This window comes from Parapedobacter sp. SGR-10, assembly GCF_011030405.1.
In the GTDB taxonomy this organism is placed as follows: domain Bacteria; phylum Bacteroidota; class Bacteroidia; order Sphingobacteriales; family Sphingobacteriaceae; genus Sphingobacterium.
Window position 1 is genome coordinate 76,498 of the sequence record NZ_JAAJTJ010000010.1, and the last position, 22,080, is coordinate 98,577.

Here is a 22,080-nt window from a genome sequence, read left to right on the forward strand (position 1 = left end):
AAAAACAAGGTTATAAATCACAAAATAAAAATAAATATTTTATGATTTTTTGAGATATTTGTCACATATTAGAAAAAACACGAATAAGACATGTTGTTGAATCGTTCAGAGCGTTCTTTCCCTCGTATCATCGTTATCGGTGGCGGTTTTGGTGGTGTAGAAGTGGCACGCACATTAAAAGATAAAGATGTAGAGGTGCTTCTTATTGACAGAAACAACTTCCACACCTTCCAACCACTCATGTATCAGGTTGCTACAGGTACACTGGCCGAAGATTCCATTTCCTTTCCCCTTCGTAAAATGTTCAAGTCCCAGATGAATTTTAAATTTCGTCTGGCCGAAGTACAACATATCGACAACGAGAAAAAAGAAGTACATACATCTATCGGGATACTCGATTACGACTACTTGGTCATTGCGACTGGCGCTACAACAAATTTCTTTGGTAACCAGGAAGTGGAAAAATACGCTCTTCCGATGAAAAGTGTCAAAGAAGCGTTGAATATCCGTAGTTATGTATTACAAAATCTGGAAGAAGCCGTTTTGCGCAAAAATATCGCCGACAGAGAACGTTATCTGAATTTCGTAATCGTAGGAGGGGGACCAACAGGTGTCGAACTGTCCGGAGCTATCGCCGAAATCCAGTTGCATATGCTCAAAAAAGATTACCCCGAATTGAGTGAACACGAAATGAAAGTTTACCTTATCGAAGGAACAGACAAGATCCTGGGAGCTCTTTCGGAAAAATCTTCCCGTGATGCCGAACGGTATTTGAAGGAGCTTGGCGTGAAGGTCAAGCTCAACACCCAAGTGACAGGTTACGACGGCAATACCATTACATTCAATAACGGCGAAAGTATCCCAACAAAGACCGTGATATGGGGAGCTGGCGTAAAAGGACAGTTTCCAGACGGCCTTCCATCCGAGCTCATCGAACGCGGCAATCGTATCCGAACCAATGGTCAATGTCAGGTCGAAGGCATGAAAGACGTATATGCCATTGGTGATGTAGCCGCCATGATTACCGACGATACACCACGGGGGCTTCCAGGCGTAGCGCCGGCAGCACAGCAACAAGGTAAATACGTTGCCCAGCATATCCTGAATTCCGTCGATGGAAAGCCCAATGAAGAAGAATTCAAGTACTTCGACAAAGGCTCCATGGCTACAGTAGGTCGCAACAGAGCTGTAGTAGACGTAGGCAAGTTTCACATGAAAGGCTTTATTGCCTGGATGATATGGATGTTCATCCATCTGGTCTCTATCTTCGGATTTAGAAACAAAGTCGTCACTTTTGTCAATTGGACCATCAAGTTCCTGACAAAAAATTCGGGAATACGGCTCATCGTCTATCCATACAACCGGCCACGGCCCACCTCTCCAATAAAATAATATCCTGTAGAGACGCGATTAATCGCGTCTCTACGAATACAATAATTCCCATATCTGTCTTTAGAGTTCCGAAAGATCCTACGGACTTTTTAATAGAGATATTTTCTTATTTTTGGAAAAACGACAAAATAAATCCTGCTATGGACAATAAAACGATTGCACGTACTTTTAGGCTTTGCAGCCAATTGATGGAATTGCACAACGAAAACCCTTTTCGCACCAAAGCAATGGCCAGTGCATCGTTCAAAATAGACAAATTACCTTTCTCCGCTATTGAAGCCAACATCGAACAGCTGAGTGCCCAACAAGGTATTGGAAAAAGTACAGCCGAAAAAATCAAACAGATCGTGGACAAAGGATCTTTTACCGAGTTGGATAGCCTATTGGAGAAAACGCCAGAAGGAATCTTGGAAATGCTCAAGATCAAGGGTCTCGGACCCAAGAAAATTCAAATTATTTGGCAAGACCTTCAGATCGAAAGCGTAGGCGAGCTCTATTATGCCTGCAACGAAAACCGACTGATCGAAGCCAAAGGATTCGGTCTCAAAACTCAGGAAGAGATCAAAAAAGCTATCGAATTTACATTGGCCAATCAAGGTTGGTATCTCTATGCAAAACTGTTACCTGCAGCAGAAAATGTTTACAGGCACCTCTCAACAAGCCTTCCCTCTCATCAGATCTCATATACAGGAGCTATCCGACGAAAATGCGAGATACTATCCCATATAGAGGTCATCTGCGATGCCACACTGGAAAACCTGTGTACGGCCATTCAGCAATTGGACAACGAATGGAAGATAGAGACAAAAGAAAATACGATCTCTTTCCGGGACGAAAACAATTGCCCATTTGTCATATATAGTACCACAGCCGATCTTTTCGCCTTGGATTTATTATTGACGACAGGTTCCGAACAACACCTAAAACTTCTGCAACACATCAAAACACCTATTCCCATTGGCAATAGTGAGCAAGACATATATCGGTCCTTAGGACTTGCTTACATCGAACCCGAACTACGAGAGGGGCTCGACGAAATCGAATGGGCAAAAGACAATCAATTGCCGACACTGATCACCTTCGACGACCTCAAAGGCTCTCTACACAACCACTCCACCTATTCGGATGGTGTACATACATTGGCCGAAATGGCCCGATACTGCAAAGAAGAATTGAATCTGGAATATTTTGGTATCTGTGACCACTCCCGTACTGCCGTGTACGCAGGAGGCCTGTCTGTCGAAAGCGTGGAGCGACAATGGGCGGAGATAGATCAGCTAAACCAACAGATGGCCCCTTTCAAAATCTTCAAAGGCATTGAAAGCGATATTCTTTCTGACGGTACTCTGGATTATCCAGATGAGATATTGGCACAATTTGACTTTGTCGTTGCATCTATCCACAGCAACCTTAAAATGGATGAAGATCGAGCTACGACACGCCTGCTAAAAGCCATTGAAAATCCCTATACGACGATATTAGGGCACCCTACTGGCCGGCTTCTTTTATCCAGAAGTGGCTATCCACTGAATTTTAAGAAAATAATAGATGCTTGTGCGGCCAACCAAGTTGTCATCGAGATAAATGCCAATCCTTTACGTTTGGATTTGGACTGGCGCTGGCATCGATATGCACTGGAAAAAGGGGTACTCCTCTCGATCAATCCTGATGCGCATCGCACAGAGGGATTACTAGACATGCACTATGGTGTGTATGTAGCACGAAAGGGAGGATTGACCAAGGAAAAATGTCTAAATGCCTTCTCATTGGCTGAAATTACGACATACTTTAAATCAAAAAAAACATCTTAATAGAGACGTTGCATGCAACGTCTCTATTAAATAAAATTAACAATTTCCTGCAATCTGACACCCAAGCCTTCGGATATCTGGTAGAGATAATAAAATGAAGGGTTGATTTTTCCCTTTTCCAATCTCTGTATGGACTGCTGGTCCTTATTAATGGAATAAGCCAACATTTCCTGTGTTATCCCCTTTTCTTTTCTGATGTATTTTATACGTTCTCCCAACTTTCGGAGTGTGATCTGCCTGTCTTCCATAGTAGGTAAAGGAAAGACTATTGAATTTTAAAACTTACAACGAATATGTTGTATTTTTCAAGGGTTTGTGTACCTTTGATACAACCAAACATTATTCATTATCAAACTCTATATATGAATAGCTATAAAAAAAGTATCGATATCTTACATCGCAGATTGATAAGAGTGAGGGTATTTTGTTTTGTTTTAACTATAGGTGTAATACCTCTATTTTATTTTTTCGGCGAAATCACATGGCATCACGCCTTCATTATCGGAATAACATTCGGCTTAATCGTTTTCCAGTCTTTTCATTTTAAATATGCTATCGAACAGAAAGCCTTAAAGAACTATGTCTATCATCTCGAACATAAAAATAAGGAAACCGCCCTTCATTGGGGAAGAAAATACTATGCTATCAAGCGCTTGGGAGCCCTAGGTATTCGGCATATGAATATTTCAATAGAGGACGAACAGACCATCAGCCATGATATACGGAAAAACCTATAAGGCTTTGTATCTATATTACCTTAGACTAGGATCACTAAAAGTATCTCCCGCATGAATATCCCCCGTTTCATACCCTTTCTTAAACCAATACATCCGCTGTTCCGATGTACCATGCGTAAAAGATTCCGGATTAGCGTGGCCATGTGCCTGCTCTTGAATATGATCATCCCCTACGGCAGCCGCAGCACGCATACCATCCACAATATCGTCATAAGTCAACTCAATATCCGTCATTTTGTTGACATAATGTGCCCACACCCCTGCATAGAAATCTGCCTGTAGTTCGGTCATGACAGAAATCTTATTATACTCCCTTTCACTCATTTTGGCACGCATCGCATTTGTCTTCTGCAATACACCAAGTACTTGCTGAATATGATGCCCCACCTCGTGTGCAATGACATAAGCCAACGCAAATTCGCCTTTTGCACCGAATCGTTGGGACAACTCCCGATTAAAACTCAAATCCAAGTATATTTTTTGATCACCTGGACAATAGAACGGTCCAAAGGCTGATTGCCCATAACCACATCCTCCCGTTTCTGTACCTTGTGTGTACACGACCAACGAAGGTTTAGGATAAGCCTGTCCCGATTGTCGAAACAATGCTGTCCAAATATCATCTGTACTGACCAACACAACATCGGCAAAATCAAGCAATCTATCCTCCTCCGGTGTAGACTGATACTCGCCTTGCTGTGTAGCTGCACCTCCGGCATTCTGCATCTGTTCCAACAATTGGGTCGGATCGCCCCCCATAAAAAGACTGATCAACAAGACGATTACCCCTCCGATACCACCAAGGGCAACTTTGCCACCGGTAGACATCCTTCTCCTATCTTCGATATTGCCGCCTCTGCGGCCCCCTTGCCATTTCATAATTCTGTTTGTTTCAAGTTAAAACAATTATACGAATTCTTTGGCATATCCTTTTTATTTTTAAACTGGGATTGTTATTTTTTTGTAGAGATGCAATGCATTGCGTCTCTACTACAAATTTTATTACCTTTGCCGCAATGAATATCGAACAACAACTCAAGGAACGCAGTCACAATATCTGCGAATTATGCGGCAACACGAATGGGCTCTCTATATACGAAGTACCTCCGGTCGATATACCCAATGTCAACAATTGTATCTTGGTATGCGAGACATGCAAGTCTCAAATAGAGAAAAAAGAACAATTGAATCCCGACCATTGGAAAACCTTGACCGATACTATGTGGTCCGAATATCCAGCAGTGCAAATAGTTGCATGGCGTATGTTGAGTCGCCTCCGCAATGAAAGCTGGGCAGCAGACAACTTAGAAATCCTTTATTTAGACGATGAAAATCTCGAATGGGCAAAGAAAACCGGTGACCATGAGCAAGACGGAACCGTACAGTTCCACCAAGATTCCAACGGGACAAGACTTTATGACGGCGATACTGTCGTGCTTATCAAGACATTGGATGTAAAAGGATCCTCTTTAAGTGCAAAATTGGGTACAGTCGTTAAAAACATACGATTGGTACAAGACAATATCGAACAGATCGAAGGGAAAGTCGAAGGACAAACGATCGTTATCCTTACCAAATACCTCCGAAAAGGGTAAATAGCATAAAAATATTAAAGGAGGAACCTCTTGTTCCTCCTTTAATATTTTATCGGATAATCTTCGATAAACTCAAACTTATAATCTTGCTTTTGTAAGCTATCTAGTAATTGCAAGAGCAATTGTTTGCCTTTACGTGTCTGAAACATATCATCATGCATGAGTAGCACCACATTATTAGGTCGCATGGACGATTTGTTGTTCATAAAGTTTCGCATACGATTAAACACTTCATTCAACGGTTGCACAGGGATACCCGTCGTACTCTGTATCCTCCACTCCACATCCCAACCGTAAACACGATAACCATTCGAATACAGTAGATCTGCTGTACTTGCCCCACTTTTCAAGTCTATTTTCCGTACATTATCGTAGATCCAAATATTACGTCCCGGAAGCCGGACAATTTTATGTTCTAGTCTCAAATCCACTTCATTCTTCTCAAAGTCAGCCAATGCTGAAGTCGGATTGCTATAAAATGTATTGAACCTATTGTACGCGTGTGTAAAACTATGGTTATAACAAGCCACATAAGGATTGGCCTTATACCTTTCCAAATCTCTTTGACGCCCTTTGCCCATACCCGCATGGCGACCGACCAAAAAAGCACTTACTTTGATCTTTCGGGCACGTGCAATAGAGTCTATCGCGGCACTGCCCACCAAGGGGCCATCATCAAAAGTCAAAAATACATGTTTAGGGTGCTTGTTAAATTCTTTACGAAGGGAGTCCCTCAGCAGCCTCTTTTGCACTTTAACATCAACAGGACGCAACGAGTCCACGGGAAAAATAACCAAATTCTTTTGCAACGAATCCCATTTGTCCAGCAGAAGAGGTGTAGGCTCAGGCTCAGCTTCCGGAATCGTATCTATCCCTTCTGGTTGCCCCTTTCGCGTATTTTTAAGACTGTCTAAAGTCGTACTGGATATATTCTGGCAAGAAGAAAAGCAAAACAGCACAATAGCCAAACCAAACCATCCCATGGACATCATCCACCCACGCTTATTCATGTATTTTAATTTAAAAAAATATTTTCAACAAAATTAGCATAAAAAAATGAAAAGCAACATCTTTATTGTTTAACTGTTTAAGGGTTTAATCGGTTAACTGACAGCACATCTCCTAAGCAGTTAAACTTTTAAACGATTAACCCTTAATACGTACAAAATTCACTATCTTTGCGCCAAAATAAATCAAAATTATGCCACAGATATCACAGAAAGGCATCAATATGCCTGCATCTCCGATCCGAAAACTAACACCTTATGCAGATAAGGCTAAAAAAGAAGGAAAGAAAATATACCATCTCAACATAGGGCAACCCGATATCGAAACTCCTCAAGGCATGTTGGACGCCTTGAAAAACTGTGACTTCAAGGTATGGGCATACACCCCTTCCGAAGGGACAGCGTCATATAGGAGCAAGTTGGCTGAATATTACAACAAGCTTCACTACAACATTACTCCGACGGATATCCTTGTGACCAATGGTGGATCCGAAGCGATTACCATCGCGATGCAAGCCTGTCTCAATCCCGGCGAAGAAGTCATCATTCCCGAGCCATTTTATGCCAATTACAACGGCTTTGCATGTTCGGCCGATGTCATCGTCAAGCCCATCATGTCTCACATCGAAAATGGATTTGCCTTGCCCTCCATTGCCGAATTTGAGAAGGTCATCACCGACAAAACGAAAGCTATTGCGATATGTAATCCAAACAACCCAACTGGATATCTCTACTCTCGTGAAGAATTGGAAGCTTTGCGTGAATTGTGTCTCAAGTATGACCTCTACCTCTTTTCCGACGAAGCCTATAGAGAATTTTGCTACGATGGCCGTGAATTTATATCACCCATGCATCTGCAAGGTCTCGAAGAGCATGTCGTGGTATTCGACACCGTTTCCAAACGGTACTCGGCATGTGGAGCACGCATAGGCTGTATCATCACCAAAAACAAGTCTCTCTATCAGACAGCCCTCAAATTTGCGCAAGCGCGATTGAGCCCTTCTCTGGAAGGACAGATTGCCGGCGAAGCGGCGGTGGATACACCAGACTCTTATTTTGAAGCTGTTTCCAAGGAATATACCGCACGTCGGGACACGTTGGTCAATGGTCTCAACCGTATCGAAGGTGTGTTCTGTCCCAATCCGGGAGGAGCATTTTATGTTGTCGCCCGTCTACCAATAGACAATGCCGATGCATTTTGTCAATGGATGCTGGAGACATTTGCTTATGAAAACGAAACGGTCATGATGGCTCCCGCAACGGGTTTCTACAGTACACCCGGGGCAGGCACGAATGAGGTACGACTGGCATATGTACTGAATCAGCAAGATCTCCATAAAGCCCTTGTATGCCTCGAAAAAGGCCTGGCCGAATATCCGGGAAGGACTATTTAAAACGTAGAGACGCAATGCATTGCGTCTCTACATTCTATTTCCCCATACCCCTCTTTTATACCTTCTCGCTTCAGCCTGCAATTCCTGGAAAAAACCCGCATGTTTCACATTCGGAGGGATAGTCAGGATCACAGCATAACCATTTTTTATCAATTCGGCATTGACAAATGTGCCGTCCTCCAAGTAGGCATAAGCCAATGTTCGTCCAAAACGATCCAGTGAATCCACATCACTTACAAGCTGAACCCATTCACCCAACAAAAGCTCAGTCAGATATTCCTTAGCCTCTTCCCCATAATACCCCACATCTTTATGACCGGATTTCCTTGTTTCGGGCGCATCCAAACCGATCAGACGTACTTTAACATCTCTGGGCGAACCATTGCTCACCCAAAACGTATCTCCGTCGACCACCTTTGTCACACGATAATAGTCACTTTCATCTCTTTTGGTGCCATTGGCCTCCAAACAAGAAGTTTGAACCCCAAACACAAAAATAATAACAGTAATTCTTAATATTCGGTATAGCATTGTCTTTACTTTCACGAAACTTATGATATGATTAAAAGTTCACTTCCATCTTAACTTCCTCGACTATTAGATTTCTAAAGAAAAAAATGTAATGTATTAAAATCAAATTTACAAAAATTATCCTAGTATATCCATTGAACTTTGGAACTCGATTAGAGCAATATAATTAGGTCTCAATAAACAAAAACAGTATATCGTAAGGAGAAAAAGGTCATATCGAAATATCTGATAATTTCTTAGTTAAATCCCCTGTTGAGGATTCAAAATATTGAATTATTATTATTTTTTAAAAATAATTTATAAAAATTTATCTTTGCATCGAAATAATTAAACACCAAACGCAATAGACCTGTACGAACTATCTCCAAAAAGGATTAATAAATTCAGTTCGGACAAGTTTTATCATGGTTAAAAAAATTTACACTTATTATGAAAAAAATCTTTACAATATTACTAACAATAGTAGTAGGTTTCAGCGTCTACGGTCAGAAAAAAGAAAGACAACATACCGGATTCTTCTTATCGATGGGTCTTGGAGGCGTTTTCGGCCCTATCCACATGAACAGCAACGTAGATGGAGAGTACGACATGAGTGGCGTCGGCGGCTTGTTTGACCTCAAGATAGGAGGAGCGGTAAAGGAAAACCTTATTCTCTCCATGCCACACTACTTTCCAATTCGTTGGTGGGTCCAAAAATTACGGTTGCTGGCGGAAGTACGAAAACATCAAATCAGGTATCCATAAGTGAAACTATGTTTGGAGGTGGGGTTACTTACTATACACCCTCCAACCTGTTTGTTTCAGGTTCTTTAGGTTTAGGCAATTTCAGCATTTTAAATCAGGAAAATAATTATAGTGCCTCGACAGAGCATGGACTGAGTTTCCAACTTAAAGCAGGTAAAGAGTGGTGGATTTCCCGCCGATGGGGACTTGGTGCCGCTATCACTTATGGAAAAACCAGTGTAGATAGCAAACCAAGCAATGATCTACGAGAAATATTGAATAGTAATCGTTTTGGTATTTTGTTTAGTGCCACGCTTAATTGAGACTTATCAACAAAGAAAGTGATAAAGAAAACTTCACGGATTGTGAAGTTTTCTTTATCAGACCTTACCCCTTCTTCCCAACAACTACCTTTACCAACTTTTCAAAATCAAAATACCGGATAGCGATATCCTGCACACGCGAAGGGCTCATATTGGAAATGACATCGACATAATAATCGTAATAGGATAGATCCATATTGGACAGGTACACCGCTTTGAACTTGTCCACATGCGAAAATATACTTTCTAGACTGCCCAACATCCCTCCTTGCAGATAGCGGAACACCAAGTCGATCTCCTCCTGCTTCGTCTTCTCCTGCCGCAAAGTTTCAAACTCTCTTTCAATTTCGACCAATGTAGCATCCGTCACATCCACGCCTACTTCGGAAGCCAACGTAAAGAAACCTGTATGCTTCAAGCTACTCACCGCTGAGCCAATACTGTAGGTGTAGCCTTTATCCTCTCGGATATTGCGCATCAAACGTGAGCCGAAGAATCCTCCCAACAATGTATTTACAAACTGTATCGCAGGAAAATCGGCATGTGTACGGTTGACCGTCAAACTTCCCATACGAATAGCCGACTGCAAGGCCTCTGGCTTGTGCTCCAACACATTTTTTCCGGACATTTCGGTCAGGCTGACCAGATTATTGCCCGAAAGCTCGGCTATACCCTGCCAATCTTCACCAAAATAGACCTTTACCTTTTCCAATACAGTAGCATCCACATTTCCGGCAACGAACAATGTACAGTTATTCGGATGTATTTGCCGTTGGAAAAGATGGATCAAATGCGCACGGCCGATCTCATCATAGCTCTCCAGGGTCGGAATAGTTCCATACCTGTTTCCACCAAATATATTCTGGTAAAAAAGCCTTCGTGCCAACACTTCATTTTTTTGAAGAGCTATCTGCAAGGCCTGCTTGCTGTTGCGCACAAAAATTTCCAGTTCCTTCTCCGGAAAGATACTGTTTTTCAATACATCACTCACAATAGGCAACACCTTATCCACATACTTGTACATAGTGTACACGGTCAATGTCGTATGGTCAAGACTATATTCAGGAATCAGATAAGCCCCATAAAAATCTATTTTTTCAGCTATCTCCGCACTCGACAAAGATACTGTCCCCTCTTTCAGCATAGCTGCCATAGCCGTGTTGACAAGAGGATGTTCGTCCGCATCAAATACATTGTCAAAGACAAACTCAAATTTCATCAGTTCCTGTTGAGGCGCTTGAAATACAAAAGCCTCCAACCCGTTACCATATTTGACCGATTCGGGATGGATCAGTGTCAATGGTTTTATCGGGTTAAAATCGGGAGCTACAGATCTATTCAACATGCGGACCTCCTTTGGCTTTATAGATCAATGTTGATGAATTTTCCTTTCTAAATAAGTATTGTGCCATATTCTGGATCTGTTGAGGCGTTACGGCCAAATATTTTTCAACCTCTTTATTATAATCTTCTGCCCTGCTGATAGTTTCGTAATACGCAAGATTCATGGCTTTATCCAAAATAGACAATTCAGCAAAGAGCATGGTAGACTCGATCTTGTTTTTTACTTTTTGCAATTCTTCTTCCGATACCATTGTTGTACAGACTTCGTCCAACTGCTTCCATATAGCCTGTTCGGCTTCTTCCAAAGCGACATGAGGCAACGGTTTTCCTTCGACCACAAACAGATTGGGATCTATACTGCCCAACACATACGCATTGATCTCACTGAACAGTCGTTGATCCTTGATCAGGGAACGATAAAGCCGGGATGACGAACCGCGAGAAAGAATATCAGAGATCAGATCCATAGTTTGATAATCGTCCGACAGTCGGTCTGGCCCATGAAATGCGACATAAATACTGTCAGCCGGTACTTCAGCGACCACCTCTTCTCTCCTCGGCTCAGTCTGTACAGGTTCGGCAGGCAGATCGCGGACAAAACTTTCGCCTTTCGGAATATTGCCAAACCATTTTTCGGCCAGTCGTTTTACTTCTTGTGTATCCACATCTCCCGCCACGACCATGACAGCATTTTGAGGTGTGTAGTATTTTTTGAAAAATGCCTTGACATCATCCATCCTGGCCTCTTCGATATGTCGGAGTTCCTTGCCAATCGTCGCCCAGCGATAAGGGTGTACCTTATAAGCCAAGGGTCTCAAACGCAACCATACATCTCCATAGGGTTGGTTCAGATAGCGCTGCTTAAATTCCTCACACACCACCTGTCGTTGGATCTCTAGGCTTTGTTCGCTAAACGCCAGACTCAGCATACGGTCACTTTCCAACCAAAAAGCTGTTTCCAGATTATTGGCCGGCAATGTCAGGTAATAATTTGTGATATCATTGCTCGTAAAGGCATTGTTCTCCCCACCTACTTGCTGTAAGGGGGTGTCATAGCTTGGGATGTGGATAGATCCACCAAACATCAAGTGTTCGAACAAATGGGCAAACCCCGTTTGTTCGGGAGATTCGTCCCTCGCGCCCACTTTGTACAGGATATTGATTACCGCCATCGCCGTCGCACGATCCTCGTGGACCAATACGGTCAAGCCGTTGTCTAATGTAAATCTTGTAAAATCTATCATAGTTTTTAAATTATGAATGAAAAATTACGAATTACGAATGGAGAAAGTTTGAAATTCATAATTCCCAATTCATAATTCATAATTTCTAAGCCCAATCTATTCCTTTCCTCAGCAAATCCAATGTATGTTGTTCGTTTGAATCAGGTTTGGTTTTGAAATCATACAACCAACTGGCCTGGTTTGGAAGGCTCATCAGTATGGATTCTACACGGCCATTTGTCTCCAGGCCAAATTTTGTACCGGCATCATAGACCAAATTGAACTCTACATATCGGCCACGTCGAAGCAGTTGCCATTCCTTCTCTTCCGACGAGAAGTCACGATGCCGGTGTCTATTGACCAGTTCGGTATATATGGGAGCGAAATTGTGTCCCAGGTCACAGGAAAAATCAAAGATCTGCTGATAGGTGAGACCTGTTTTCAGTGGAGTCAATTTATCATAAAACACCCCTCCTATTCCCCGGGTTTCATTCCTGTGTTTGATAAAAAAGTAATCATCAGCCCAAGCCTTAAAATCCCTATAAAAGTCGGGGTGGTGTCTATCACAAACCGCTTTTAGCTGAGCATGAAAATACCGGGCATCTTCCTCCACAATATAATGTGGTGTCAGGTCAATACCTCCGCCAAACCACCTGATCTGCTCGTTCAACTCGAAATACCGGATATTCATGTGGATAATAGGTACGTGCGGATGGTTCGGATGGATGACAATAGACACGCCTGTAGCAAAAAAATCATCTTCATCTACACCGAGTGACTTTTTAATGACCTCTGGTAGCTTTCCGTGCACCGCCGAAAAATTCACACCTCCTTTTTCCAATATAGTACCGTTCTGGATAATGCGCGTACGTCCGCCGCCGCCACCGTCCCGTTCCCATACTTCCTGTTCAAACCTGGCTTTGCCATCAAGGGCCTCCAAAGCTGTACAAATCTCATCCTGTATATGCCGATACACTTCGGCAATGCGTTCTTTATCTATCATCTTATGTAAAGTTTTCGGCCAATTCTGCAACCGCTATATGGGCAGGTCTGTGCCTGTACAGTACGTCATAGACCATATTGCAAATTGGCATATCCAAATTTAGTTGATGGATTTTGTGCTGTATACAACTGGAAGCATAGAATCCCTCTGCTACCATATTCATTTCCAATTGCGCAGACTGCACGGTATAGCCTTTGCCGATCATATTACCAAACGTACGATTTCGGCTGAATTGCGAATAAGCCGTGACCAATAAATCCCCAAGATAAGCCGACGCATTGATTTCACGTCCTCTTGGCTCTAGCTTCTCCATGAAATGCTCCATCTCACGGATGGCATTGGATACCAGTACCGCCTGAAAATTGTCCCCGTATCCTAGCCCGTGGCATATCCCTCCTGCCAGAGCATAGATATTCTTGAGGACAGCTCCGTACTCAATTCCTATGGTATCAGAGGACAACACTGTCTTGATATAGCGGGTGCTAAATAAATTGGCAATCCACGCGGCCTTATCTATATTCCGGCAACCGAAGGTAAGATAAGACAATTTTTCCTGAGCCACTTCCTCTGCATGGCAAGGGCCTCCGATCACGACAATATTTTCTTCCTGAACAGCATACTGCTCTGCTAGATATTCGCCCACGATCAGGTTTTCATCCGGAATGATGCCCTTTATGGCGGAGACAATGATCTTGTCCTTTAGGTCAGTGGCATGTATATCTGCCAATGCCGCCTTCAGGTAGGCAGCCGGCGTGTTGAGTACCACAATATCCGACTGCTGTACGACCCACTTCGCATCCGAACTAATGGATCGTGGAGGAACTTTTATCTCAATCGCACTCAGATAGGTAGGATTATGCCGATAATTCCGGATAAAAGCGATATCCTCTTCTTTGCGTACCCACCAAAAGACAGGTTTGCCCGCATCATTATCTGTCAACATTTTTATCATAGCCGTAGCCCAACTACCGCTACCTATTACACCGATCTTTGCATATTTATCCATTCCGGCCAAAGATACTTAATAATAAATTAATAGTAAACCTATAAGGTTTTTACCCCTATTTCCACACGATATCTACCAAAAATGGTATTTTTGAAACAACTTGATTCACGAGCATGAAGTCCGAAAAAGAAAAAATGATAAATGGCGAACTCTATTACGCCAACACAAAAGAACTCACAACCCTACGGCTGGAAGCCCAGCGAGCCTGCTTCCGATATAACCAGATTGACCCGAAGCATCACAAGGAACGCAAAGCCCTGATCAAAAAACTGTTTGGAACTACCGGAACAATGTTCTGTGTCGAACAACCATTTTACTGCGACTACGGCTTCAATATCCACATAGGAGAAAACTTCTTTTCCAACTACCACCTTACCATTTTGGACTGCGCTCCGGTCAAGATCGGCAGCAATGTCATGTTTGGCCCTAACGTCTCCATCTATACAGCCGGACACCCCATAGAGGCCGAGGAACGCAACAGTGGATTGGAGTTTGCACTACCTGTGACTATTGGTGACAACGTGTGGATCGGCGGTAATACGATTATCAATCCCAACGTAAGCATAGGTGACAATACCGTCATCGGTTCCGGTTCCGTCGTGACCAAGGATATTCCCGCCAACGTCGTTGCCGTAGGTAACCCCTGTCGGGTATTGCGGGAGATTACAAAAAAAGATAAAGTAGAGACGTAAAATCTTACGTCTCCATAGACGCACGCCCCTACATAAAAAAATCCCGAGGCGGGGAGCCCCAGGATTTTACCAAACCAATTATTAACCTAAATATGAAATTATGAATCTTAAATTCACGTAAATTTGAACAAACATTATGCCAAAAAACCAACACAATATTGCCTTAACATTTTTTAACAGATTTATTTTTCATCCGGATCGGGAGCCAGTATATCGACCACTTTGTTTTTGATCTTCGTGATATCCGACTTGAGTCCCACCATGATAGTCAATGCCTGAAAAGGCTTTTTCTCTATTTTATCAAAATTGTACATATACCCCAGCTCTGTGCATAGAAAAAAACCTTTGAACTTATAGTCTGCTCCGAAACCTACTTTTGTACCAAAAGCAATGGACCTTAAGCTTTTGACACGAACTACATCCCCCTCGTCCACAGCCCTAGGCTCACTGACCAAGCCAATCGTTGGCCCGGCGTATACATACGTATTCAGACGGTCATACTGCCTACGACTCCCTCCCGCCAGACTCAACATATACACACTGGAAGGCCCATTCTCAATGATTTTATTGTATTGTGGATCCGGATACTGCTGTTTGTACTTGAAGGAAAGCATGTACAGTGCCGGATAGACATAATACTTCGGGTTTTTCAACGTAAAATCCACACCCATACTCCCTGCAAATACCTTGGGAGACAACACTTCCCTAGTCTTGCCCAAGGGTATCCCCAATCCGGTACCGGCAAAATAATACACTTTATTATAATGTATCGTATCCGCTCCCTTTTGGGCATGACTATATAGAAAAGATGCGGATACAACAACCAACAAAATCAGTCTATTCATAGGTTTTTTTTAATGGGAGCTGTCTCAAAAGTCAAACATTATCGTCATTCTGACCGAAACGAAGTGGAACGGAAGACCGCCGAAGGCAGCTGCGAAGCAAATCTCATCATGGTCAATCCCCATTTAAAATGAGATGTTTCGACTTCGCTAGGCTTCGCTCAACATGACGAGGACTTTTGAGGTAGCTCTTCAAATAAACATCATCTTCTGCCAAATTGTTTCAAAAAGCCAATTTCCCACTACAAATAAAGCTTACTCTGTGGCCCTTGATTGAAGAGCAAATCCAGAATACTCAGATCCGGGACAAATCCATGCCTATCCTCAAATATCTGATAATAAGGTTTTTCCGATGCATATGCACTTTCTTTTTTGGGGTGGATAGCCTCTCTATAATCGATCATGGACTCCGGTGATTTTTCATAGCTTTCCGTAAAAGATATAAAACGGTTTATTTTCAGAATTTTCAAGATAAGTTCCAATTGAGCCACATTGTAGTCCAACAGAAATTCATGCTTTTCCTCAAAAAAAGGCACAAAATCAGCTTCATAATACTCAAAATAAGCCGAACTCCTGTAGGCCGTCTGTATGCTCAACCAATGCAACCGCTGCCAATCGTGCTCATAGTTGATACGGATATCCTTCATCGACACACGCTCCTTACGACCATGGCGTATCGGCACGATCAAGTCCAGTACTCCATTTGCCGTAGCTATTCGAGTCCTATTGCGATAGGTTTGTTTCGGATAATGCTCGTGTTTCTCCAACAGAATGGGCAATTCGTCCTTTTGGATAGCATGAAAATAAGATATGCAGGGAAAGTAATTCGCAGCAAACAATAAAGCTAATGACATACTAAAAATTTAACCTGAAAATTTTGAACAAAAATAAGGATATTTGCAATAGAAAAAAGATCTTGAAACGCCCGAATGAGAAAAAGTATCCTTTCAGCAATTATATGGACTTTGTCGTTATTGCCGTTTTGGGTACTCTACAGGATATCGGACATATTGTACGTCCTTATTTTTTACGTCATCGGTTACCGAAAAAAAATCGTCTATACCAATCTTCGAAATTCCTTTCCTGAAAAATCAGACCAAGAGATACGACACATTGCCAAAAAATTCTATCGCTACCTTCCCGATATAGTCGTAGAATCCATCAAAATGCGTACAATCTCCAAAAAACAGGTAAAGGAGCGCATAGAATTGCTGAATGAGGAAGAAGTCATCCGTCATTTTGAAGCGGGCAAAGCAGTCATCGGTGTGACCGCACATTATGCGAATTGGGAATTGGGCATACACCGGCTTTCGTTAATGACCGACTATCCCAAGCTCATTATCTACAAACCCTTGAACAGCAAAGTTTTTGACGACATACAAAACCAGATACGCTGCCGCTTTGGGGCGATCATGGTACCTATGAAACAGATATTGCGACATATTGTCCGATTGAAGGGTCAACCCCATATCAGTATGTTCGTTGCCGATCAAACACCCTTATACCAAGATTCAGATTATTTCATGGATTTTCTCCACCAAGAAGCATTGGTATATACCGGCACCGAACGTATAGCCAGATTGACCAGTGACCCTGTTGTGTTTTGCCAAATCGGCCGAAAGAAAAAAAGAGGCTATTATTTCTGTAAATTTACTACTTTAGTAGAAAATCCGGAAATGTACACCGAACACGAAATTACCCAGTTGCACAATCGTTTTACCGAAGAGGTCATCCGGCAAGAACCTGCATACTGGCTGTGGTCGCACAATCGTTGGAAGCGCAAGAGGAGAGCTATATGAGGACAGCATATCCAAAAGTTGCCGTGGTCATACTGAACTGGAACGGCCGTTTTTTTCTTGAGAAATTTTTGCCTTCGGTGTACAACAGTACCTATCCGAATGTGGAATTCGTACTGGGTGACAATGCCTCCACAGATGATTCGGTAGATTTTATACGCAAAACATATCCCAATATTACCATTATCCAAAACGAGACCAACCATGGATTTGCGGGAGGATACAACCAGATCCTGGCACAAGTAGGTGCCGACTATTTCATCCTGCTCAATTCTGACGTAGAGGTAAGTCCAGGATGGATAGAGCCCATGATTGCGCTCATGGAAAAGGAAGGGTATGCAGCCGTACAGCCAAAAATCAAATCCTATCACCAAAAGACCCATTTCGAACATGCCGGGGCTGCGGGAGGTTTTATCGACACCTTTGGATACCCTTTTTGCAGAGGTCGCATATTGAATGTCTGCGAAGAAGATCATGGACAGTATGACCAGAACCGGGAAATATTCTGGGCATCAGGAGCAGCAATGTGCATAAGTTCCACCGCATGGCGCGAGGTCAACGGCTTCGATACGGACTTCTTTGCACACATGGAAGAAATAGATCTTTGCTGGAGACTGAAAAAACAAGGACACAAGATCGGTTATACCTACGAAAGTACCGTCTACCATGTCGGAGGGGGCACGCTCCCGACAAGCAATCCCCGAAAGACTTACCTCAACTTCCGCAATAACCTGGTCATGCTTCAAAAAAATCTCCCCTTTTGGCAGGCCGTATGGATTATAGGCTGCCGATTCTGGCTTGACCTGTTCGCGTTGGTACGTTTTCTATTCGAAGGCAAAAAAAAAGATGCTTGGGCCGTCAGTCGCGCACATCAATATTTTTGCCTCAAGTTCTTCCAAAATGCAAAAAAAAGAGAAAGAGCAGAGCGACATGAAAACAAAAAAGGAAAATATAAAAAGTGCATAATTTGGGATTTTTATATAAATAAAATACGCAGATATTCGGATTTGAACGAAAAAGATTTCACATAAAAGCCAACCAACCGAATACAGAAGATCAGCCCAGACACCGTGTTTTCCCTATTTGTAACCCTATTTTTTTAAAAATTATTTTTAGGTTTTAAAATTTCTTAATTTCGCTTCGATGTCACGCGATATTCAAGAAAAAATAGCACAACTTACACAAGAGCTGAACGAATATAATTACCAATATTATGTTCTGGCCAACTCCGTCATTTCGGATTATGACTTTGATATTAAACTCAAGGAGTTGGAAACCCTGGAAAAACAATTTCCTGAATACAAGGATCCCAATTCGCCAACCGCAAAAATCGGTGGCGACATCACGTCCAAATTTGAGACGGCAAGACACCGTTGGCCCATGCTTTCCCTAAGCAATACCTACAACGAACAAGAATTGCGGGACTTTGATGAGCGTGTACAGAAAGCCATAGGCACCCAGGTTCAATACGTGTGTGAGCTCAAATTTGACGGATTGTCCATATCGCTTACCTACGAACACGGTAAACTGGCTAAAGCCGTGACGCGTGGTGATGGTATACAAGGAGATATCGTGACGCAAAACGTGCGTACCATACGAAATATCCCCCATCAACTCAAGCACGGCTCATATCCCGACACTTTCGAAATCAGGGGAGAGATATTCATGCACAAAGCCGCCTTTTTACGCCTCAACAAAGAGCGTGCTGAAAACGAAGAGCAGACCTATGCCAACCCTCGAAATTTTGCCTCCGGCACAATAAAATTGCAGGATTCGGCCGAAGTCGCCAAGAGGCCATTGGACTGTTTTCTCTATTTCCTTTACGCCGACAATAGAAGCAGGATATTCAGTAGCCATTGGGAAAGCCTAATGGCCGTCAGATCATGGGGATTTCCGATATGTGAGCATGTCAGCTTATGCAACAATATAGATGAAGTCTTGGACTTTGTACACCTGTGGGATACACAACGGCACCAGCTCTCCTATGACATCGACGGGATTGTCGTCAAGGTCAATGACTTTGCCTATCAGGAAGAGTTGGGTTTTACGGCCAAATCACCCCGATGGGCTACCTCGTTCAAATTCAAGGCTGAGCGCGTCGAAACGACCCTGAAAGCCGTGACCTATCAGATAGGCCGTACAGGTGCGGTCACACCTGTAGCCAATCTCAAACCCGTGCTTTTGGCCGGTACCACCGTCAAAAGAGCCTCTTTGCACAACGCCAACGAAATACAACGCCTCGATTTGCACGAAGGGGATACGGTGTATGTAGAAAAAGGTGGAGAAATCATCCCCAAGGTCATGGGAGTCAATTTTGAAAAAAGACCCGAAAACGCCGCCGTTATCGTCTATCCCACCACTTGTCCCGAATGTGGTACTCCCCTGCTCAGACAAGAAGGCGAAGCTGTACACTATTGTCCCAATGAATATGGTTGTAGACCACAGATCGTGGGCAAATTGCAGCATTTCATAGGTCGCAAAATGATGGATATACAAGGTTTGGGCAACGAAACAATAGAAACATTCTATTCATTAGGGCTTATTTCGAAAATATCCGACATTTACACCCTAAAAGACAGGAAAGACGAGCTTGTACACATCGAAAGATTTGGACAGAAGTCTATCGAAAATATGTTGACAGGTATCGAGCAATCTAAAGAAAAACCTTTTGAAAAGGTACTTTTTGCGCTTGGTATCCGTCATGTAGGTGAGACAGTAGCCAAAAAACTGGCCGCACATTTCAAATCCCTGCAAAACCTACAAGCCGCCTCTATCGAAGAACTGGCTGCTGTACAGGATATCGGGATACGCATTGCCGAGAGTATCCATCATTACTTGAAGCAGGAATCTCACTTGATCGAACTTCACAAGTTGGCTGAAGCCGGATTACAGTTTGAAATAGTGGAAAAAGAGGTCGTACTGGCAGGTAATGGCCTATCAGGCAAGACCTTTTTGATTTCGGGAGTTTTCGAAAACTATTCCCGCGAAGAATTGACTGCCCTCATCGAGTCTCATGGCGGCAAAATGCTGAGTGGTATTTCTGCCAAACTCAACTTCTTGGTAGCAGGAGACAAAATGGGGCCTTCCAAACTCGTCAAGGCTGAAAAAATGAAAGTTCCCATTATTTCGGAGCAGGATTTATTAAACATGATCAATACATAACAATTTAAATATTACAAACAGAAATGAACGAGCTTAAAGGAGCAGGTGTGGCATTGGTTACTCCATTTGATGCAGACGGAGCCATTGATTTTGAGGCCCTTGGCAATCTGATCGAATATCAGATCACAGAAGGCATGGACTATCTCGTTTCGCTGGGAACAACGGGCGAAACGGCGACTCTGACTTCTGAGGAGCGAAAGCACGTTTGGAAATATACTGCCGATAAGGTCGCGGGACGTGTACCGCTGGTCGCTGGTATCGGTGGCAACAATACCGCCGAAATTGTCAAACAAATCAAAGAATTTGACGTGGCCGGGTATTGCGCTATCCTATCTGTATCTCCTTATTACAATAAGCCCACACAGGAAGGCATATATCAGCACTATAAAGCTATCGCCCAAGCCTCCTCCCTACCCGTCATACTATACAACGTACCGGGCAGAACAGGAAGCAACATCGCCGCAGCAACTACGGTCAGATTGGCCAGAGAATTCAACAATATCGTGGCGATCAAGGAAGCTTCGGGCAATTTTGCCCAGATGTCGGAAATTATGCGTGACAAACCGGAAGATTTCCTATTGATTTCGGGAGACGATCCGGCTACCCTGCCCATGATGGCCTTAGGCGCTGTCGGAATCATCTCCGTAGTAGGAAATGCTTTCCCCGCCAAAGTGGCCGAACTGGCCAGGCTATGCGCCGAAGGCCGTTATGCCGAAGCTCGGACAATCCACGCCCAATTGCTGTATATCACAGACCTCTGTTTTGTAGAAGGCAATCCCTGTGGTGTCAAGTACATCCTCCAGCAAAAAGGGTTCGGAAAAGACTGTGTACGCTTGCCTTTGGTTCCTGTCGGCGAACAGACACAGCAAAAGATAGATAATGAATTGAGGAAAATATAATTATAGTATGTAGAGACGCAATGCATTGTGTCTCTACATATTAAAAAAATACACTATCTTTAATCTGAATTAACGATACTATTAGTATGGAGGAAATCAATACAATAGAAAAAAAAGGTTCAAAAATAAAATCATTTTTGGGCTGGCTACTCGTCGTACTGCTATTGTCCATTGCTGGAATAGTGTATTTCAAATATTACTTTGTATTCGGCGAAGGTGTCAAATCCGGATATCTGAACTATGCCGTAAAGAAAGGCAACCTGTTCAAGACCTATGAAGGTAAATTGATACAGGAAGGTTTTGGCAGTGGTCGTACAGGTACGATTACGAGCAATGAATTTATTTTTTCCATAGAGAACGACTCGATTTTTCATCTTTTGGAAAGCAATAGCGGAAAGTTCTTCGACTTGCATTACAAGGAATACCACGGCGTACTGCCTTGGCGTGGCAATACCAAGTATGTCGTCGACAGGATTGTTCAGATGAAATAACCAATAAAAATTCCACTGTGATCAATCTTTGTCCATCTTCCATAATTTCATTTATTTGCAAATGTCTGGTGTGTTGTTGTCTCCTCAGTGTTTGGACAAACGAGGCATA

The 22,080-nt window shown here is 42.9% G+C and carries 23 protein-coding genes; 13 read left to right on the forward strand and 10 right to left on the reverse strand.

The window, feature by feature from the left end; genetic code table 11:
* Positions 1 to 90 precede the first annotated feature (90 nt).
* Together G5B00_RS09475 and G5B00_RS09480 are read left to right on the forward strand one after the other, a co-directional pair.
* Positions 91 to 1,392 carry an NAD(P)/FAD-dependent oxidoreductase gene (locus tag G5B00_RS09475; RefSeq protein WP_163874028.1) on the forward strand — a complete coding sequence of 434 codons (1,302 nt, stop codon included), beginning with the start codon at positions 91 to 93 and terminating at the stop codon, positions 1,390 to 1,392.
* 140 nt (positions 1,393 to 1,532) lie between these two features.
* On the forward strand, positions 1,533 to 3,203 hold the full coding sequence (locus tag G5B00_RS09480) for a DNA polymerase/3'-5' exonuclease PolX (protein WP_163874031.1): 1,671 nt from the start codon (positions 1,533 to 1,535) through the stop codon (positions 3,201 to 3,203).
* A gap of 26 nt (positions 3,204 to 3,229) precedes the next feature.
* On the opposite strand, the gene G5B00_RS09485 is transcribed toward G5B00_RS09480, so the two are convergent.
* A complete protein-coding gene (locus G5B00_RS09485; protein WP_163874034.1) occupies positions 3,230 to 3,451 on the reverse strand; it encodes a helix-turn-helix transcriptional regulator in 222 nt (73 codons plus the stop codon).
* Positions 3,452 to 3,565: 114 nt separating this feature from the next.
* Here G5B00_RS09485 and G5B00_RS09490 point away from each other — a divergent pair, with 114 nt between their 5' ends.
* A complete protein-coding gene (locus G5B00_RS09490) occupies positions 3,566 to 3,940 on the forward strand; it encodes a hypothetical protein (RefSeq protein ID WP_163874037.1) in 375 nt (124 codons plus the stop codon).
* Between the two features lie 15 nt (positions 3,941 to 3,955).
* Here G5B00_RS09490 and G5B00_RS09495 read toward each other — a convergent pair whose 3' ends face one another.
* Positions 3,956 to 4,819: a neutral zinc metallopeptidase gene (locus G5B00_RS09495; protein ID WP_163874040.1), complete on the reverse strand. Its 864-nt coding sequence runs from the start codon at positions 4,817 to 4,819 to the stop codon at positions 3,956 to 3,958.
* A gap of 137 nt (positions 4,820 to 4,956) precedes the next feature.
* Between G5B00_RS09495 and G5B00_RS09500 the strand changes: the two genes are divergently transcribed.
* On the forward strand, positions 4,957 to 5,535 hold the full coding sequence (locus tag G5B00_RS09500; protein WP_163874043.1) for a PhnA domain-containing protein: 579 nt from the start codon (positions 4,957 to 4,959) through the stop codon (positions 5,533 to 5,535).
* A 41-nt stretch (positions 5,536 to 5,576) separates the two neighbouring features.
* Here G5B00_RS09500 and G5B00_RS09505 read toward each other — a convergent pair whose 3' ends face one another.
* A complete protein-coding gene (locus G5B00_RS09505; RefSeq protein WP_163874046.1) occupies positions 5,577 to 6,545 on the reverse strand; it encodes a polysaccharide deacetylase family protein in 969 nt (322 codons plus the stop codon).
* Between the two features lie 191 nt (positions 6,546 to 6,736).
* Between G5B00_RS09505 and G5B00_RS09510 the strand changes: the two genes are divergently transcribed.
* Positions 6,737 to 7,936 (forward strand): pyridoxal phosphate-dependent aminotransferase, encoded by a 1,200-nt coding sequence (locus G5B00_RS09510; protein WP_163874049.1) that lies wholly within the window; start codon positions 6,737 to 6,739, stop codon positions 7,934 to 7,936.
* Positions 7,937 to 7,963: 27 nt separating this feature from the next.
* Here the strand turns inward: G5B00_RS09510 and G5B00_RS09515 are convergent, their stop codons facing one another.
* Positions 7,964 to 8,467 (reverse strand): thermonuclease family protein, encoded by a 504-nt coding sequence (locus G5B00_RS09515; RefSeq protein WP_163874052.1) that lies wholly within the window; start codon positions 8,465 to 8,467, stop codon positions 7,964 to 7,966.
* A gap of 558 nt (positions 8,468 to 9,025) precedes the next feature.
* Here G5B00_RS09515 and G5B00_RS09520 point away from each other — a divergent pair.
* Together G5B00_RS09520 and G5B00_RS09525 are read left to right on the forward strand one after the other, a co-directional pair.
* Positions 9,026 to 9,211 (forward strand): hypothetical protein, encoded by a 186-nt coding sequence (locus G5B00_RS09520; RefSeq protein ID WP_163874055.1) that lies wholly within the window; start codon positions 9,026 to 9,028, stop codon positions 9,209 to 9,211.
* A gap of 8 nt (positions 9,212 to 9,219) precedes the next feature.
* Positions 9,220 to 9,513: a hypothetical protein gene (locus G5B00_RS09525; RefSeq protein WP_163874058.1), complete on the forward strand. Its 294-nt coding sequence runs from the start codon at positions 9,220 to 9,222 to the stop codon at positions 9,511 to 9,513.
* 64 nt (positions 9,514 to 9,577) lie between these two features.
* On the opposite strand, the gene G5B00_RS09530 is transcribed toward G5B00_RS09525, so the two are convergent.
* The 4 genes from G5B00_RS09530 to G5B00_RS09545 form a co-directional block, all read right to left on the reverse strand.
* Complete coding sequence (locus G5B00_RS09530; protein WP_163874061.1) at positions 9,578 to 10,858, reverse strand: M16 family metallopeptidase; 1,281 nt, start codon at positions 10,856 to 10,858, stop codon at positions 9,578 to 9,580.
* Entirely contained in the window at positions 10,848 to 12,101 is a 1,254-nt protein-coding gene (locus G5B00_RS09535; protein ID WP_163874064.1) for a M16 family metallopeptidase, read from the reverse strand. The genes G5B00_RS09530 and G5B00_RS09535 overlap by 11 nt, the downstream gene beginning before the upstream one ends.
* 85 nt (positions 12,102 to 12,186) lie before the next feature.
* Entirely contained in the window at positions 12,187 to 13,083 is an 897-nt protein-coding gene (hemF, locus tag G5B00_RS09540; RefSeq protein WP_163874067.1) for an oxygen-dependent coproporphyrinogen oxidase, read from the reverse strand.
* Between the two features lies 1 nt (position 13,084).
* Entirely contained in the window at positions 13,085 to 14,089 is a 1,005-nt protein-coding gene (locus G5B00_RS09545) for an NAD(P)H-dependent glycerol-3-phosphate dehydrogenase (RefSeq protein ID WP_163874070.1), read from the reverse strand.
* A 113-nt stretch (positions 14,090 to 14,202) separates the two neighbouring features.
* Here G5B00_RS09545 and G5B00_RS09550 point away from each other — a divergent pair, with 113 nt between their 5' ends.
* Positions 14,203 to 14,781: a sugar O-acetyltransferase gene (locus tag G5B00_RS09550; RefSeq protein WP_163874073.1), complete on the forward strand. Its 579-nt coding sequence runs from the start codon at positions 14,203 to 14,205 to the stop codon at positions 14,779 to 14,781.
* Positions 14,782 to 14,963: 182 nt separating this feature from the next.
* On the opposite strand, the gene G5B00_RS09555 is transcribed toward G5B00_RS09550, so the two are convergent.
* Both G5B00_RS09555 and G5B00_RS09560 read right to left on the reverse strand, forming a co-directional pair.
* Positions 14,964 to 15,626: a hypothetical protein gene (locus G5B00_RS09555; protein ID WP_163874076.1), complete on the reverse strand. Its 663-nt coding sequence runs from the start codon at positions 15,624 to 15,626 to the stop codon at positions 14,964 to 14,966.
* Positions 15,627 to 15,865: 239 nt separating this feature from the next.
* Complete coding sequence (locus G5B00_RS09560; RefSeq protein WP_163874079.1) at positions 15,866 to 16,477, reverse strand: WbqC family protein; 612 nt, start codon at positions 16,475 to 16,477, stop codon at positions 15,866 to 15,868.
* Positions 16,478 to 16,552: 75 nt separating this feature from the next.
* Here G5B00_RS09560 and G5B00_RS09565 point away from each other — a divergent pair, with 75 nt between their 5' ends.
* From G5B00_RS09565 to G5B00_RS09585, 5 genes are all read left to right on the forward strand, one after another.
* Complete coding sequence (locus G5B00_RS09565; RefSeq protein WP_163874082.1) at positions 16,553 to 17,422, forward strand: lysophospholipid acyltransferase family protein; 870 nt, start codon at positions 16,553 to 16,555, stop codon at positions 17,420 to 17,422.
* Positions 17,419 to 18,450, forward strand: a complete 1,032-nt coding sequence (locus G5B00_RS09570) for a glycosyltransferase family 2 protein (RefSeq protein WP_163874085.1) — start codon at positions 17,419 to 17,421, stop codon at positions 18,448 to 18,450. Before G5B00_RS09565 ends, G5B00_RS09570 begins: the two co-directional genes overlap by 4 nt.
* Before the next feature lie 112 nt (positions 18,451 to 18,562).
* The gene (gene ligA / locus G5B00_RS09575; protein ID WP_163874088.1) at positions 18,563 to 20,581 is read left to right on the forward strand and encodes an NAD-dependent DNA ligase LigA; all 2,019 of its coding nucleotides are present in this window, start codon (positions 18,563 to 18,565) and stop codon (positions 20,579 to 20,581) included.
* 23 nt (positions 20,582 to 20,604) lie between these two features.
* Positions 20,605 to 21,480, forward strand: coding sequence for a 4-hydroxy-tetrahydrodipicolinate synthase (dapA, locus tag G5B00_RS09580; RefSeq protein WP_163874090.1), 876 nt, complete (start codon positions 20,605 to 20,607; stop codon positions 21,478 to 21,480).
* Between the two features lie 86 nt (positions 21,481 to 21,566).
* Positions 21,567 to 21,971, forward strand: a complete 405-nt coding sequence (locus G5B00_RS09585; protein WP_163874093.1) for a hypothetical protein — start codon at positions 21,567 to 21,569, stop codon at positions 21,969 to 21,971.
* Positions 21,972 to 22,080: the final 109 nt, after the last annotated feature.

Coding starts and splice junctions, on each gene's coding strand:
- G5B00_RS09535 (WP_163874064.1), bottom strand. CDS start 12,101: ATGATAGATTTTACAAGATTTACATTAGACAACGGCTTGACCGTATTG.
- G5B00_RS09490 (WP_163874037.1), top strand. CDS start 3,566: ATGAATAGCTATAAAAAAAGTATCGATATCTTACATCGCAGATTGATA.
- G5B00_RS09480 (WP_163874031.1), top strand. CDS start 1,533: ATGGACAATAAAACGATTGCACGTACTTTTAGGCTTTGCAGCCAATTG.
- G5B00_RS09475 (WP_163874028.1), top strand. CDS start 91: ATGTTGTTGAATCGTTCAGAGCGTTCTTTCCCTCGTATCATCGTTATC.
- G5B00_RS09520 (WP_163874055.1), top strand. CDS start 9,026: ATGAACAGCAACGTAGATGGAGAGTACGACATGAGTGGCGTCGGCGGC.
- G5B00_RS09515 (WP_163874052.1), bottom strand. CDS start 8,467: ATGCTATACCGAATATTAAGAATTACTGTTATTATTTTTGTGTTTGGG.
- dapA (WP_163874090.1), top strand. CDS start 20,605: ATGAACGAGCTTAAAGGAGCAGGTGTGGCATTGGTTACTCCATTTGAT.
- G5B00_RS09570 (WP_163874085.1), top strand. CDS start 17,419: ATGAGGACAGCATATCCAAAAGTTGCCGTGGTCATACTGAACTGGAAC.
- hemF (WP_163874067.1), bottom strand. CDS start 13,083: ATGATAGATAAAGAACGCATTGCCGAAGTGTATCGGCATATACAGGAT.
- G5B00_RS09565 (WP_163874082.1), top strand. CDS start 16,553: ATGAGAAAAAGTATCCTTTCAGCAATTATATGGACTTTGTCGTTATTG.
- G5B00_RS09495 (WP_163874040.1), bottom strand. CDS start 4,819: ATGAAATGGCAAGGGGGCCGCAGAGGCGGCAATATCGAAGATAGGAGA.
- G5B00_RS09560 (WP_163874079.1), bottom strand. CDS start 16,477: ATGTCATTAGCTTTATTGTTTGCTGCGAATTACTTTCCCTGCATATCT.
- G5B00_RS09525 (WP_163874058.1), top strand. CDS start 9,220: ATGTTTGGAGGTGGGGTTACTTACTATACACCCTCCAACCTGTTTGTT.
- G5B00_RS09545 (WP_163874070.1), bottom strand. CDS start 14,089: ATGGATAAATATGCAAAGATCGGTGTAATAGGTAGCGGTAGTTGGGCT.
- G5B00_RS09555 (WP_163874076.1), bottom strand. CDS start 15,626: ATGAATAGACTGATTTTGTTGGTTGTTGTATCCGCATCTTTTCTATAT.
- G5B00_RS09485 (WP_163874034.1), bottom strand. CDS start 3,451: ATGGAAGACAGGCAGATCACACTCCGAAAGTTGGGAGAACGTATAAAA.
- G5B00_RS09500 (WP_163874043.1), top strand. CDS start 4,957: ATGAATATCGAACAACAACTCAAGGAACGCAGTCACAATATCTGCGAA.
- G5B00_RS09530 (WP_163874061.1), bottom strand. CDS start 10,858: ATGTTGAATAGATCTGTAGCTCCCGATTTTAACCCGATAAAACCATTG.
- G5B00_RS09510 (WP_163874049.1), top strand. CDS start 6,737: ATGCCACAGATATCACAGAAAGGCATCAATATGCCTGCATCTCCGATC.
- ligA (WP_163874088.1), top strand. CDS start 18,563: ATGTCACGCGATATTCAAGAAAAAATAGCACAACTTACACAAGAGCTG.
- G5B00_RS09505 (WP_163874046.1), bottom strand. CDS start 6,545: ATGAATAAGCGTGGGTGGATGATGTCCATGGGATGGTTTGGTTTGGCT.
- G5B00_RS09550 (WP_163874073.1), top strand. CDS start 14,203: ATGAAGTCCGAAAAAGAAAAAATGATAAATGGCGAACTCTATTACGCC.
- G5B00_RS09585 (WP_163874093.1), top strand. CDS start 21,567: ATGGAGGAAATCAATACAATAGAAAAAAAAGGTTCAAAAATAAAATCA.